Origin of the sequence: Enterococcus sp. AZ067 (genome assembly GCF_051715005.1) — a bacterium.
In the GTDB taxonomy this organism is placed as follows: Bacteria; Bacillota; Bacilli; order Lactobacillales; family Enterococcaceae; genus Enterococcus_D; species Enterococcus_D casseliflavus.
Genome location: NZ_JBIOSY010000001.1, coordinates 1675860 through 1689511 on the forward strand (window position 1 = coordinate 1675860; position 13652 = coordinate 1689511).

At 40.3% G+C, this 13652-nt stretch carries 13 protein-coding genes; 10 read left to right on the forward strand and 3 right to left on the reverse strand.

Annotation, left to right across the window (positions count from 1 at the left end):
* The first annotated feature begins 54 nt into the window (after positions 1-54).
* Together ntdP and IGI82_RS07910 are read left to right on the forward strand one after the other, a co-directional pair.
* Positions 55-588, forward strand: a complete 534-nt coding sequence (gene ntdP / locus IGI82_RS07905; RefSeq protein WP_005225863.1) for a nucleoside tri-diphosphate phosphatase — start codon at positions 55-57, stop codon at positions 586-588.
* 160 nt (positions 589-748) lie between these two features.
* Positions 749-1711, forward strand: a complete 963-nt coding sequence (locus tag IGI82_RS07910) for an N-acetylmuramoyl-L-alanine amidase (protein WP_438842014.1) — start codon at positions 749-751, stop codon at positions 1709-1711.
* Positions 1712-1778: 67 nt separating this feature from the next.
* Here the strand turns inward: IGI82_RS07910 and IGI82_RS07915 are convergent, their stop codons facing one another.
* On the reverse strand, positions 1779-2213 hold the full coding sequence (locus tag IGI82_RS07915; RefSeq protein ID WP_016610225.1) for a GNAT family N-acetyltransferase: 435 nt from the start codon (positions 2211-2213) through the stop codon (positions 1779-1781).
* A 143-nt stretch (positions 2214-2356) separates the two neighbouring features.
* On the opposite strand from IGI82_RS07915, the gene IGI82_RS07920 reads away from it, so the two are divergent.
* The 8 genes from IGI82_RS07920 (at position 2357) to IGI82_RS07955 (ending at position 11565) form a co-directional block, all read left to right on the forward strand.
* Complete coding sequence (locus IGI82_RS07920) at positions 2357-3472, forward strand: AI-2E family transporter (RefSeq protein WP_077454400.1); 1116 nt, start codon at positions 2357-2359, stop codon at positions 3470-3472.
* Positions 3473-3584: 112 nt separating this feature from the next.
* Positions 3585-4961, forward strand: coding sequence for a hemolysin family protein (locus IGI82_RS07925; protein WP_005225867.1), 1377 nt, complete (start codon positions 3585-3587; stop codon positions 4959-4961).
* A gap of 239 nt (positions 4962-5200) precedes the next feature.
* A complete protein-coding gene (locus IGI82_RS07930; protein ID WP_438842015.1) occupies positions 5201-6217 on the forward strand; it encodes a lipoate--protein ligase in 1017 nt (338 codons plus the stop codon).
* Positions 6218-6227: 10 nt separating this feature from the next.
* Positions 6228-6953, forward strand: a complete 726-nt coding sequence (locus IGI82_RS07935; RefSeq protein WP_438842016.1) for an ATP-binding cassette domain-containing protein — start codon at positions 6228-6230, stop codon at positions 6951-6953.
* Positions 6940-7608: a methionine ABC transporter permease gene (locus IGI82_RS07940; RefSeq protein WP_010748069.1), complete on the forward strand. Its 669-nt coding sequence runs from the start codon at positions 6940-6942 to the stop codon at positions 7606-7608. The genes IGI82_RS07935 and IGI82_RS07940 overlap by 14 nt, the downstream gene beginning before the upstream one ends.
* A 5-nt stretch (positions 7609-7613) precedes the next feature.
* A complete protein-coding gene (locus IGI82_RS07945; protein ID WP_208773287.1) occupies positions 7614-8429 on the forward strand; it encodes a MetQ/NlpA family ABC transporter substrate-binding protein in 816 nt (271 codons plus the stop codon).
* 191 nt (positions 8430-8620) lie between these two features.
* A complete protein-coding gene (locus IGI82_RS07950; protein WP_005225872.1) occupies positions 8621-10201 on the forward strand; it encodes a peptide chain release factor 3 in 1581 nt (526 codons plus the stop codon).
* Between the two features lie 749 nt (positions 10202-10950).
* Positions 10951-11565: a hypothetical protein gene (locus IGI82_RS07955; protein WP_438842017.1), complete on the forward strand. Its 615-nt coding sequence runs from the start codon at positions 10951-10953 to the stop codon at positions 11563-11565.
* Between the two features lie 182 nt (positions 11566-11747).
* Here IGI82_RS07955 and IGI82_RS07960 read toward each other — a convergent pair whose 3' ends face one another.
* Together IGI82_RS07960 and IGI82_RS07965 are read right to left on the reverse strand one after the other, a co-directional pair.
* Positions 11748-12806, reverse strand: coding sequence for a hypothetical protein (locus IGI82_RS07960; RefSeq protein ID WP_438842018.1), 1059 nt, complete (start codon positions 12804-12806; stop codon positions 11748-11750).
* Positions 12807-12826: 20 nt separating this feature from the next.
* Complete coding sequence (locus IGI82_RS07965) at positions 12827-13336, reverse strand: hypothetical protein (protein ID WP_016610200.1); 510 nt, start codon at positions 13334-13336, stop codon at positions 12827-12829.
* Between the last annotated feature and the right edge of the window lie 316 nt (positions 13337-13652).

Genomic DNA, 13652 nt, shown 5'->3' on the forward strand with positions numbered 1-13652 from the left:
GTGTAATGAACACCCAAACAAAACGCAAGTTTTCTTGCTGAGGGAAGGGTTGCTATGCGAGTTCCAAAAGAAGGAGAGTTTGTCAGCATTCAAAGCTACAAACATGACGGCAATTTGCATCGAACGTGGCGGGATACGATGGTCTTAAAGACCAGTGAATTCTCAGTGATAGGGGTCAACGATCATACATTAGTGACCGAATCAGATGGAAGACGCTGGGTTACCCGTGAACCAGCAATTGTATATTTTCATAAAAAATACTGGTTTAATGTTATTGCAATGATTCGAGAAAAGGGGGTTTCCTATTATTGTAATCTTGCTTCACCGTATTTACTTGATGAAGAGGCATTGAAATATATCGATTATGACCTTGATATCAAAGTATTTCCTGATGGCGAGAAACGTTTACTAGATGTGGATGAGTATGAATTGCACAGTAAGATTATGCAATATCCGCAAGACATTGATTTTATCTTGAAAGAAAATGTCAAAATTTTAGTAGATTGGATCAATAATGGCAAAGGACCCTTTTCGCAAGGGTATGTGGACATTTGGTATGATCGCTACAAGCAGTTGTCTCAAAAATAAGTGAAATGGGTCGGATCGCTCATTTTTCCCGAGAAACTTCAACCATTTCGGTTGAAGTTTTTTTGTGCTGTGAGAGGGTTGCTTCTAGCAGTTGCCTTTAAGTTCTGTTTAAGCTGCTAGTCCCATGATAGAAAGACCAAGAAAAAAGTGGGGGAAGCAAATGAAGAAAAAAGGGAAGCTTGTTATCGGTACTACCATGATTCTACTTTTTGCGGCAGGTTTTGCCGTGTTGAGAAATGATCATTTTATTCAAGAAGAGACCCAAGAAAGCACGGCTCAAACCGAGTCGGACGCTCAAGCAGAAGAGGTCGCTCAAACGGCAAGCATGGTCCAAATTTACGTGGATCCCTCAGAATACGATGCAGCGATTGAAAGTGAGAACGATTATGTATCGATCTATCAGACAACAAGTCAAGAAACCGTCATCGGGAAGATCCACCGTGGAAGTTGGGCAACCGTACTTAGTCAAACAGAAGAGATGGTTGAAATCCAAACAGACGATGGAATAACGGGTTACATTGAAAAGCATTCTGCATCCATCCAAGAAGTTCCACTTTCGGAGACTCCAAAAAAATTGTCAGACTTTAAAGTCGTTCTTGATGCGGGGCACGGCGGCGAAGATTCTGGGGCACTGTCAACGGATCAAACGATCATGGAAAAAGATTTGACGTTAGCCACCGTCCAAACGATCGGCGAAGTACTGACCCAAGCGGGAATTCAAGTCAGTTATACACGCACCGAAGATCGCTATTTAGCGCTGTCTGAAATTACTGCAGCTTCACTCTCGGAGGAACCAGATCTATTTATCAGCATTCATTTCGACAATTCAGAGCTACCAAACAGCAATCAAGGACTGACAACTTACTATTACTATACTGGGGCAAAAGAGATGGCAGAAACGATCACTTCCAGTTTGAGTAGTTCAGTGGCATTGAGTTCCAACGGCACTCGTTTTGGTAACTATTATGTTTTACGAGAGCAATATATTCCAGCAGTTTTGTTGGAGTTAGGCTATTTGAACAGTGACACTGATTTAGCGGTGATTACAAGTGAAGGCTATGCTCAAAGGGTGGCGCAAGCGTTGCTGACAGCGATTGAAGAGATCGTTGAAGCAGAGGAATAAAAAGCAGCGACCACAAAACAGAGGAAGGATCTGTTTTGTGGTCGCTATTTTAAGTAATCACTGCTCGTTAAAAGGTTTTGCTCATTTTGATATGGGGCATATCCGCGTCTAAAAAAACATCGCCTTCAGGCTGATAGCCTAACTTCAAGTAAAATTCTTTGGCAGTTAACTGTGCCCCTAACGTGACTTTTTTGATTCCTTGTTTTTGAATGAAAGCTTCCGCTCCCTCGATCAACTGCCTGCCGTAGCCTGAACCTCGATGAGCAGCTGGCACCGCCATTCGCTGTAATTTCACCTCATGATCAGAGATCGGTAAAAAACGTAAGGTTGCGACTGCTTCATTGTCATCGTCATATAAGACGAAATGAACAGCCAATGCCTCATTTTCATCTACTTCTAATGCTAATGGAACCCCTTGCTCTTTCACGAACACTTGATTTCGTATTTTCAATGACGCCAAATAGATCTCACTTAGCGTATCTTTTGTTTGTGCGATATGCATAAAAAAACTCACCTCAGCTATGATTTCTCCGTTATTTTTATTAGTATACCACTTTTTTTACAAATTTCTTTTTTTTGCGGCTAAAGTCGCAAGCTTTTTTTTACAAAATCAACTATAATGTTATAAAAAAGGGAGGGAATCTTTTGTTCGACAAATTCAAACAATCAAAACTGTTCTTTTGGTCATTGGAAGCATTGGTTTTAGTGACACTCGTGTTTGTGTTAAGTAAAGTCAATTTTCTATTTGCACCGATCGGCACGTTTTTTTCTACTTTATTTGCACCAGTATTGATTGCTGGCTTTCTGTATTATCTGCTAAATCCAATCGTCCTATTTTTGATGAAAACCACAAAAATAAAACGACTGTTTGCTGTCATATTGGTTCTATTGTTATTAGTAGCAGCCATCATCTTGATTTTCGTCAGTGTTATTCCTAATTTGGTGAGTCAGATTTCTTCATTGGCAGAAAATATTCCAACATTTGCCAAGAATATGGAGAGCTGGATCTCAAGAATCGCAGATGATCCATTCTTCAAACAAATCGATATCGCCCAGCAATTAGAAAACCTAAATCTTTCTTACGGCTCATTGCTACAGCAGTTTCTTAGTGGATTATCCACCAGTTTAGGATCGATCGTCAGTACGATCGCTTCCGCAACAATGATCATCGTGACCGTACCTTTTATCTTGTTTTACATGCTGAAGGATGGGGAAAAGCTGGTTCCTAATCTGAAAACTGTCTTTCCAGAAAGAAGACGAGAGCAGATCGTTGGCTTGCTGGGCGACCTAAACAAAACATTGTCCAACTACATCAGTGGGCAAGCGATCGAATGTATCTTTGTTGGTACCTTCACCTTCATCGGTTACTGGATGATTGGCGTCAATTATGCCTTTTTATTCGGTGTGATCGCAGGGGTTACGAACTTGATCCCATATTTAGGTCCTTATCTTGGCTTGATTCCGGCGGTATTAGTGACGGTCTTTGATGAACCTTTCCGAGCGCTACTATGCTGTATCGTGGTTCTGATCGTCCAACAATTAGACGGAAATGTTATTTACCCGAATGTGATCGGAAAATCATTGGCGATCCATCCGTTAACGATCATTTTGGTCTTATTAGTTGCTGGTAATCTAGCTGGTTTATTAGGAATTTTCTTAGGTGTGCCATTTTATGCGATTTGCCGAACGATTGTCGTCTTTATTGTTCGCCTAATCAAAGATGACAAAATTAAGAAAAATCAGGAACGGTTGATTGAATAATCAATGACTGGTGTTTTTTATTGCAAAGAAAAAAACTTTGTGATAGGATTTTATCGTGGGCTAAGCCCACGATTTTTTTTAGAATATGAAAAAATAAGGAGAGAATGCTATTATGAATGCTGACCCCGAGAGTCAGTCGCTTCTAGCGCAAATTTTATTATTGATCGTTTTGACATTGATCAACGCTTTTCTAGCGGCCTCTGAGATCGCAGTCGTCTCAGTCAACAAAAACCGTGTGGAGCAAAAAGCGGAAGAAGGAAATGTCAAATCACAAAAATTATTGAAAATCATTGATAATCCAACAAATTTCTTGTCAACGATCCAAGTTGGGATTACCTTGGTGAATATCTTATCTGGGGCATCTCTGGCAGATACCTTGTCGACCCGTCTGGCACCTTTATTAGGTGGGGGAACGGCGGCTAAAAGCTTAGCGAACATTATCGTTTTAGCGATCTTGACCTATGTGTCGATCGTTTTCGGTGAGTTGTATCCAAAACGTATCGCCATGAACAAATCAGAAGAAGTTGCCCAGTTCACTTCTGGTGTGATTCGAACGATCGGGATTATTGCAAAACCCTTCGTCTGGTTCTTATCTGCTTCAACAAGCTTATTGGCGCGGATCACTCCAATGGAATTTGACGATGAAGACACAAAGATGACCCGTGATGAAATGCGGTATATGTTGGAGACAGAAGGAGTCTTCGAAGAAGATGAATTAGAGATGCTGCAAGGGATCTTTTCATTAGATACGAAAGTCGCCCGTGAAGTCATGGTTCCCCGAACCTCTGCCTTTATGGTGGATATCAATGACTCAGTAGAAGAAATTTTGACTGAAATTTTAGCAGAAAATTATTCTCGTATTCCTGTATATAATGAAGATAAAGACAAAGTCGTTGGGATTTTGCATACCAAAAATCTTTTGAAATGTGCCTACAAATACGGCTTTGAAACAATGGACATCAAGCAGATCTTGCAAGAACCACTGTTTGTTCCAGAAACAGTCTTTATCGATGATTTGCTTTATGAATTAAAGAAAACCCAAAACCAAATGGCGATCTTGCTTGATGAATACGGCGGAGTCGTTGGGTTAGTTACATTAGAAGACTTGCTTGAAGAAATCGTCGGTGAGATCGATGATGAATCCGATGAGGTCGAAGAGCTTTATGAAAAAATCTCTGATAAAGAATACGTGATCCAAGGTCGGATGCTGATCGATGATTTCAATGAAGCTTTCAATATGAGCTTGCATATGAGCGACGTCGATACGATGGCAGGCTACCTGATCACTGCTTTAGGAATGATTCCAGATGAAGGAGAAAAACTTTCCTTTGAAGTCGATAACGTGAAATTGATTTCTGAAGAAATGGAAGGATCACGTGTCTTGAAGATCCGTGTAATCTTCCATGATCCAGAAGAAGGCGAAGTGGAACCAGAAGAAGAACGCCGCTATTTCCGCAAAGATTTTGAGGAAGATGAGCCTCGCCGTTAAAGTTACGCATGAATGAAATGAGAAAGACCAAGGCATCTGCTTTGGTCTTTTTTGTTCCTTTTTTTTACTTATTCCCCTTGATTTGTTTGTAAGAAACGGTTACGATAAATCTAATCAATAATACAGTTTGAAAACAGATAAAAAAACACGTGTATCTTATCGTTAAGCAGTTTGATTGCAATTTTCCGTAAGAAAAGCGAGAATATCCATAGAAATCTAATGAGAACGAGGGGCTTGAAATGAAATTTTACCGTATGCTTAGTGATGATATCCGTTACAATTTGGCAACTGAAGAGTATTTAATGAATAACGTAGATGTTTCAGAACCTTGTCTTCTGTTATACATACAAAAACCATGTGTTATAATCGGCAGAAATCAAAATGCGTATCAAGAGATTGATTTTGACTATTTAAGGAGTCGCAATATCGTGTTGACTCGCAGGACATCTGGCGGTGGAGCAGTTTATGACGATCTAGGCAACATGAGCTTTAGTTTTGTCACCAAAAAAGATGCCACGAGTTTTGGTGACTACCAAAGTGCAACACAACCGATCATGAAAGGCTTAGCGGCAATGGGAGCCAAGGAGGTAGAAGTACATGGCCGCAATGATCTGTTCATTGATGGGAAAAAGTTTTCTGGCAATGCGATGTATACAAAAAAAGGTCGAACGTATTCTCATGGCACATTGATGTATGATGTGGATCTAGAAGAATTAACAAAAGTCCTACACGTTGCCCAAGAAAAAATTGCCTCTAAAGCAACGAAATCCGTACGGAAAAGTGTGACGAATATTAAACCGTATTTGGCAGAACAATACCAATCAATGGATACCAAGGCATTTCGAGATACACTCCTTTGCCGAATCTATGAAGTAGAATCGATTGATGAAATCAGTGAGCAAGAGATCGTCTTGACGGATGCGGATCGCCAAGCAATCCAAACGTTGTTTGAAGAACGTTACGCGAACAATGAGTGGATTTTTAATGAAGCGCCTGCTTTTGAATGGCAAAAAAGAAAGCGGTTTGCGCAGGTTGGGATCGTTGAAGTCGATTTTACTGTCAACAAAGGCAAGATTGCAGCGATTCAAATTACCGGTGATTTTTTTGGACAAAAAGAGATCAGTGAACTTGAATCAATACTGCAAGGTATTGATTTTGAACAAGACACCATCAGCCACTTGCTAAAGGATATTGCCATCGAGCAATTTATCCATCAGATGACTAACGCTGAATTTCTTGCGTTGCTGTTTGATTAGGAGGAAAAAGATGTTAGAAGCGATCAACATCACAAAGCGTTACGATCGAAACGTCCTAGATGGTCTCTCTTTTGCTGTTCAGCCGGGGGAAATCGTTGGGGTCGTCGGCAAAAGCGGCTCAGGGAAATCAACGTTGCTTCGGCTTTTGAACTTAATTGAGACACCTGACAGTGGGGAACTGCTCTTTGACGGGAAACGAATCGATCCCTTTAACAAAAAGCAGCTGCTACATGCGCAGCAGGAAATCGGCATGATTTTTCAAAATTACAATCTGTTACACAATCGAACCGTTTTTGAAAATGTCTACTTGCCCTTGAAGTTAATGGGGAAATCATCGGAGAAGGTGTTGGAGATGCTTTCGTTTGTTGGGATGGAAGACAAAGCCGACATCTATCCAGCCAAGTTGAGCGGTGGGGAGAAACAACGAGTGGCTATTGCGCGAGCGTTGATCCGTGAGCCGAAAGTTTTATTGTGTGACGAACCCACCAGTGCGCTGGATGAAGATACCAAAGCGGATGTACTTGCTTTACTGCAAAAAGTTCAACAGACGTTTCAGCCAGCAGTCATTTTCGTTAGTCATGAGCTAACCGCAGTCAGACAAATTTGTCAACGTGTGTTTGTATTGGAAGATGCCGTCTTTGCGGCGGAATTTGTCAATCATCCGCAGCCAATTGTCCGCAAAGAAAGCTCTTATGTGGACAAAGTGGAGAGGAGTTTGCTGCATGACGATCAGTGAGAGTATTTTGTATTATTTACCTGAATTACTTCAGTCTTTGAAAGAAACAGCGATCATGATGGGGATTTCGATGCTCGCAGCCATTGTCTTAGGACTACCGCTAGGTGTCTGGCTCTTTCTTAGCCGCAGTCGTGGGAAAAAAATCTCATTTCTTTATGAGGGTTTGAATCTCGTTGTGACGATTATCCGCTCATTTCCGTTTCTATTATTTGTCGTAGCCTTGATTCCACTGACGCGAATGCTTTTAGGTAGCTCATTTGGACCAATTCCCGCCAGTTTCCCTTTGAGCATCGTTGCTATGAGTATTTTTGCTCGTTTGACGGAGCAAGTACTGCTGGATGTCCCAGAAGAAGTTTCTTACTTGGCGAAATCCCTTGGCGTCAGTCAATGGCAATACGTTTGGTCGTTTTTACTGGTGGAAGCTAGAAGCGGCTTGATTTTATCTTTAACGACGACGGCAGTCAGTATGGTTTCTTATTCGACGGTGATGGGGATCGTTGGCGGCGGCGGTATCGGCGATTTTGCGATCCGCTATGGCTATCAACGCTATGAATATGGCGTCATGTATTTTGCAATTATCATCATGATTCTTTTGGTCTTTATCCTGCAAGGGATTGGCAATCAAGCAGCAAGAAAACTTGATAAACGAAAATAGGAGGAATGAAAGTGAAAAAAAGATTTGTTTTAGGATTGAGTGTATTGGCATTAGGTGTATTGGGGGCTTGCGGTACGAGTTCGGATGAGGCGAGCGAAGAGAAAATCATCAAGGTCGCTTCGCAAACGACACCAATGACCGATGTCGTAAAGGTTGCAGCGGAAGCAGTGGAAGATGGCTGGGAAATCCAGTTGGTCCAAGTCAATGACAATATCCAGTACAATGAGCTGCTGAATAATGACGAGGTCGATGCCAACTTTGCGCAACATGAACCATATATGCAAATGTATAATGAAGAAAAAGATGCAAACCTAGTGGCATTAGATAAAATCTACAATGCAAAAGTCGGTTTTTATTCCAAAGAGTATACGGATATCAATGATATTCCAGAAGGAACGAAAGTTGCATTGCCGAATGATGTGTCCAATGAAGGTCGAGCATTAGCGATTTTAGCAGAAGAAGGGTTGATTACTCTCAAAGATGGCGTTGGTGTTAATGGAACACTTAAAGACGTTACCGAAAATCCCAAAAACTTTGAATGGTTATCTGTTGATTTACTGAATCTTGCGGAAGCCTATGATGAACCGAATGTATCCTTGGTATACAACTACCCAACCTATATTGCGAAAATCGGTTTGAAACCAGCCGATGCCCTTTTCTTAGAAAAAACGATCGATGATCGCTTTGCTATCTCATTGGTTGCTCGAGAAGACAATCAAGATTCTGAAAAAATCGCCGTTTTGCGCCGTGCCATGACTAGCGATAAAGTTCGCGAATTTTTAGAAAACGACCATAGCGATACCTTATTGCCAGCATTTTAATTTATTTCCATCAAATGGAAAGAACGCCCTTTGCCTAACTCTGTAAAAGAGAGTAGTCAAAGGGGGTTCTTGTCTTTTTTTGCTTTTTTATCACCCTTATCCATGATATACTGATTTGGTCAGAAAACTAGCGACAGTCTAAAATGATCACTGTTCGCATTGTAAATACAAGAAATGGAGCAATAAAATCAATGGATAATCCAAAATTAAAACAACAAGTAGATAGTCGCCGTACCTTTGCGATTATTTCCCACCCGGATGCGGGGAAAACAACCATCACAGAACAATTATTATTATTCGGTGGCGCGATTCGCCAAGCTGGTACGGTCAAAGGGAAAAAGACTGGGAATTTCGCAAAGTCCGACTGGATGGAAATTGAAAAACAACGGGGGATCTCCGTTACCAGTTCTGTTATGCAGTTTGATTACCAAGGCAAACGGGTCAATATTTTAGATACCCCTGGGCATGAGGACTTTTCTGAAGATACCTACCGTACCTTGATGGCGGTGGATAGTGCGGTCATGGTGATCGATAGCGCAAAAGGGATCGAAGCGCAAACGAAAAAACTCTTCCAGGTCGTTAAAAAACGCGGTATTCCGATCTTTACCTTTATCAATAAACTCGACCGTGATGGCCGCGAACCATTAGAATTATTAGAAGAACTAGAAGATCTTTTAGAGATCGAATCATTTCCAATGAATTGGCCGATCGGCATGGGAAAAGGCTTGGAAGGACTGTATGATATCCATAACCAACGGGTCGAATTTTATCGTCCAGACAATCACGGTGGGGAACGTTTAGTTGCCCTAGATGAAAATGGACAATTTCCTGCAGATCATCCATTTGCCGAAGATGGGCTGTTCCAACAAGTTTTAGAAGAAGTGGAATTGTTGCAAGAAGCTGGTGATGCCTTTGATACAGAAAAAATCGCACGAGGCGATCAAACACCCGTGTTCTTTGGTTCCGCCCTTACGAATTTCGGCGTGCAGACCTTTTTGGAAACCTTCTTGTCCTTTGCACCAGCGCCTTACGGTCACAAAACTTTGGCTGGTGATGAAGTCAGTCCTTATGAACCAGAAATGTCTGGGTTTGTGTTCAAGATCCAAGCAAATATGAACCCTGCCCATCGTGACCGGATCGCCTTTGTCCGTATTTGTTCAGGAACCTTTGAACGAGGCATGGACGTGACACTTGAGCGTACTGGCAAAAAAATGAAACTCAGCAATGTGACACAATTTATGGCAGATACCCGAGAAAATATTGAAGAAGCAGTCGCTGGAGATATCATCGGGGTTTATGATACGGGAAATTATCAAATCGGCGATACGATCTATGAAGGAAAACTAAAAGTTGCTTACGAAGAGCTACCATCGTTTACTCCGGAACTCTTTATGAAAGTCACTGCAAAAAATGTGATGAAGCAAAAATCTTTCCACAAAGGAATCTATCAGTTGGTCCAAGAAGGGGCTATCCAGTTGTACAAGACGTATCTTAGTGATGAGTATATCATCGGTGCTGTCGGGCAACTGCAATTTGAAGTTTTCCAATACCGCATGATGAATGAGTACAATGCCGAAGTCATTATGACCCCAATGGGCCACAAGATCGCTCGCTGGATCGATCCGAAAGACTTAGATGAGCGTATGAGCTCCAGTCGTAACATTTTAGCGAAAGACCGTTTCGACCAGCCATTGTTCTTGTTTGAGAACCAATTTGCGATGCGCTGGTTCGCAGATAAGTACCCAGACGTCGAATTGAAGAGTTTGATGTAAGAGCTGTTTCCCGCGAGACTGTCTAGGTATGCGCAACTTTGTACGTAAGGCTGATCTTTTTAATTGAACGATCGTAGAAAGTCCTTTCTTATCCAAATGAATAAGAAGGGGCTTTTTTTTGCTGAAAACGTGCTTTTGATACAGAAGGAAGGTTGCATGATTGGGGGCAATCGTCCAATGATCAGACAATTATCCTAATTCATAAACATTCTTTTAAAACAAGATAAAATGAGTCGGAAAAAGAGCGTAGTATTAAAGGTGACCACAAGGAAATGCATTTGAAATGAATAGAAAAATGTTATAGGCACATTTGATGATTCAGGAAATTTTCACTTGTTTGAAAGTAGGGGGAAAGCACAGAATAGATTGCCAGTGATAGAGGTCGTTTAATCATTTGATCGAGGGACATGTTCTTTTTGTCAGATGCTACTAGTGAAGCCTAAGCTTTCTTTATCTGAGCATGAATCGGTGATTGCCCTTGAAACTTCATTTGAAGCACTTCTAACAGATGGTTTAAGTTTTCAGTTGGTGTACCATGGCTTCGCGACTCAAAAAATGAATTAGTCTTATTGCTAGTTTACAGTTATCTATCTATCGATTTTGCTAAAGCAAATGATTATTTATTAAATAAAAGTGATTTCTGAAACCAGAAAGGGGACCATGTAGTGCTAAAAAGTTTGTTATTCATATTTTCGGCGATATTTTTCTTTCCAACAATAGAGGCTGCAGCTGATGAGGTTTCCGAAACTTTGATTTTTGATTTGAACACGATTGACTTTAAGGACGAACACTATTATTTGTTGAAAACCACACAAGATCTTCAGCTGTCTGTCGATAGAAACGGCAGTGAAGGTGCTTTTAGCGTAACGATCACGGCTGTCGGAGAAGCATTTTCAGCAGAATTAAACAGCGTGAACGGTTCGGAAGAGAAGATCATTCAGATTGAGGATACTGATGAAGCATCAATGATTCTTAATGTAGCCGCAACATTGAACATAAAGGAATATCTTGATGCCAACTCTGAGTACTACCTATCAGTCACGTTTACAGCAATTGATGATTCTGAGACCTTTACGAAAGATATAAAAATGAATCAGACGGATGAGGAAAAAGAAGAGATTCCAGATGAAAACTTGACAGATGAAGACCAAGAGGATGAAAAGCAAGAAGACAATGGCATTGAAGATGAATCCGAGCGCCCAGAGGAAGAAGACTCATTAGATAATGATTCATTCAGCCAAGAAGAATCACTTGAGAATATCAATGATGATACTGTCCATGAGGATCGTTTAGAGGAGGAACGCCAGTACGAGATAGCGACAATTTTTGCAGGAGAAGTGATTTTTGATAAAAGATATATTTAAAACCAGTGTAGGAAAAACCGCTTAGCTGAATAGGAGCGGTTTTTTTGCACATCTTTTTCTAATACTAGGTGATAAGTGCTTTTGCTGGAACAAGTTTGTGACTAATTGGTGGTACTAAAAAAAGGAGCTTTGAAGCGACCTCCAAAAGTTAGTCCTAAAAGCTAACTTTTGGGGTCACAACACTAGCCCTCTCTTTTTCTTTTTGATTTAAAAATATAGATGCCTGCAGCTGCCAACGCTGCAACGAGAACAAAGATGATCCAGATAAGGATTTGATTATTTGTCTGACCATCGGCAGTGTTCGTTGGACGGTTCTCTTTTTTGAAGTTATCCAAGTCTTCTTTCTCATAAGAAAAAGTAGTCGTGATCGCTTTTCTAGTTGTTTCTATAGTTAAACGGTATTCTCCTTCAATAAGTTCACTATCGTCTATTAAAGGGATCTGCATTCTTGATTTGGTTAACGGCGTTAAAAGAACGGAATCTGCTAACTCTCCAGAGGCAATTGTTTCTCCATTTGGATTTATTAGTTCGTAAAGAGCGTTGTTCAAGTTGCCTAAAATAGGATTATAGTTGAGTGCGTAAAATTGTAGGTTTGCCGTATCTTGAAGCGCAACAAAGGAGAAGTCTTCATAAACGACATCTTTGATCTCTTCCACTTCACTAAAAAGTAAGTTGATAAAAATAAGTGACTCATACACAGATTTGATACCAACTGAATCTTCTGCTGTTTCAAGACCCATGATCTGACTAAAATTGATTGCCCCCATCACGGTTCCTTCACGTGCAGGCTCCTCTGGAAGAGTGATTGTAACGGTCACAAGAACGGATTCATTTGGGAGAATCTCGATTTGATCATCGTCATCTAATGCTTCTGATTCGATCAATGCATAATTTGAAAAGTTATACTTATCATCTAGCAGTAAAGTCAAGTCATCGCTATAGATGATAGCTGATTCTCGTGAGAGAGCAGTAGAGGTGTAAGGCGTGACAACAATGGATGAGTCACCAGATCCAACATTTTCTAGTAAAATTTCAACAGTATACGCCGTCTCCTTTTCCGGAGAAATACTCAAGGTATTATCTGAAATTTTGTACTCCGTTTCTCTCAGAGTAAGTTTCAGTGAGTTCGTCGTCTCATCGGCATTTGCATTACGGATGTTTGTATTGCTGATCAGTGTCAGTAAGAGAAGCAACACAGAAATCCTTAGAAACGGATTTCTGTGTTTGAATGTATGATTCATGAAATTATTCCTTTTAAAATTTATAGTGATAGATTGTCACCGTTATCAGGATTATCTTCTTGTGCTCTTATTGTAATTATAGGTTTCTCATCACCTTCTTCTAATGCAGCAAAAGCTTGTGCAAATTCTTGTTTGATTGTAAAAGTTATTTCTGTTCCTTCAGGAATGGAAGCAGTATCAACGGGGGCAGCAGTTAAAGGGTTAAGATTAGTAGCGTCGACAACGATTCCATCAACGATTCCATCAAAGTCATCAGGCGCGTTAACATCAAAATTAACTCTTACTTGAGAAGCAGTTAAATTGGTCAAAGTACCACCTACATTTATAGTCCCTTCAACAGGTCCTTCAAATATACTTTCACTAATAACTGGTGCTGTCAAAGAGATCTCATTAAACTCGAATGTTGCATCTCCATAAACAATGTCAATCTGAATCTCTTCTGAGGCGGGTATGGTATTGGCAAACGCGTTGACTCCTCCGGCTAACAACAAAGATGCAATGAATGTAGTACCCAAAATAACTTTTTTCATAATAAAACCTCACTTTAATTTTTGCAGATGATTTACTGCTTAAATAAAGTATACAATGATGGTGTATTATGTTATTATCCGTTTTTTCGCTATTTTTAATGAAAAAGTAGAAAGTATTTTATTAAACTGATTTTTTTATACAATAATTTAATAAAATATTCTAGTGGTCAAATGATGTTGATTATCAAGTCGACCGATCTTTCTGTCTATGAATTATCAATTCGGTAATAATCACTATGAAAGTAAATTTGTTGCAGGATTATATTTTGGCTTTTATTTTAAGTCAAAGTCTTCTCAGAGTTGAAAGAATTGTCGT

Coding starts and splice junctions, on each gene's coding strand:
- ntdP (WP_005225863.1), top strand. CDS start 55: ATGCGAGTTCCAAAAGAAGGAGAGTTTGTCAGCATTCAAAGCTACAAA.
- IGI82_RS07910 (WP_438842014.1), top strand. CDS start 749: ATGAAGAAAAAAGGGAAGCTTGTTATCGGTACTACCATGATTCTACTT.
- IGI82_RS07915 (WP_016610225.1), bottom strand. CDS start 2,213: ATGCATATCGCACAAACAAAAGATACGCTAAGTGAGATCTATTTGGCG.
- IGI82_RS07925 (WP_005225867.1), top strand. CDS start 3,585: ATGAATGCTGACCCCGAGAGTCAGTCGCTTCTAGCGCAAATTTTATTA.
- IGI82_RS07930 (WP_438842015.1), top strand. CDS start 5,201: ATGAAATTTTACCGTATGCTTAGTGATGATATCCGTTACAATTTGGCA.
- IGI82_RS07935 (WP_438842016.1), top strand. CDS start 6,228: ATGTTAGAAGCGATCAACATCACAAAGCGTTACGATCGAAACGTCCTA.
- IGI82_RS07940 (WP_010748069.1), top strand. CDS start 6,940: ATGACGATCAGTGAGAGTATTTTGTATTATTTACCTGAATTACTTCAG.
- IGI82_RS07945 (WP_208773287.1), top strand. CDS start 7,614: ATGAAAGTGAAAAAAAGATTTGTTTTAGGATTGAGTGTATTGGCATTA.
- IGI82_RS07950 (WP_005225872.1), top strand. CDS start 8,621: ATGGATAATCCAAAATTAAAACAACAAGTAGATAGTCGCCGTACCTTT.
- IGI82_RS07960 (WP_438842018.1), bottom strand. CDS start 12,806: ATGAATCATACATTCAAACACAGAAATCCGTTTCTAAGGATTTCTGTG.
- IGI82_RS07965 (WP_016610200.1), bottom strand. CDS start 13,336: ATGAAAAAAGTTATTTTGGGTACTACATTCATTGCATCTTTGTTGTTA.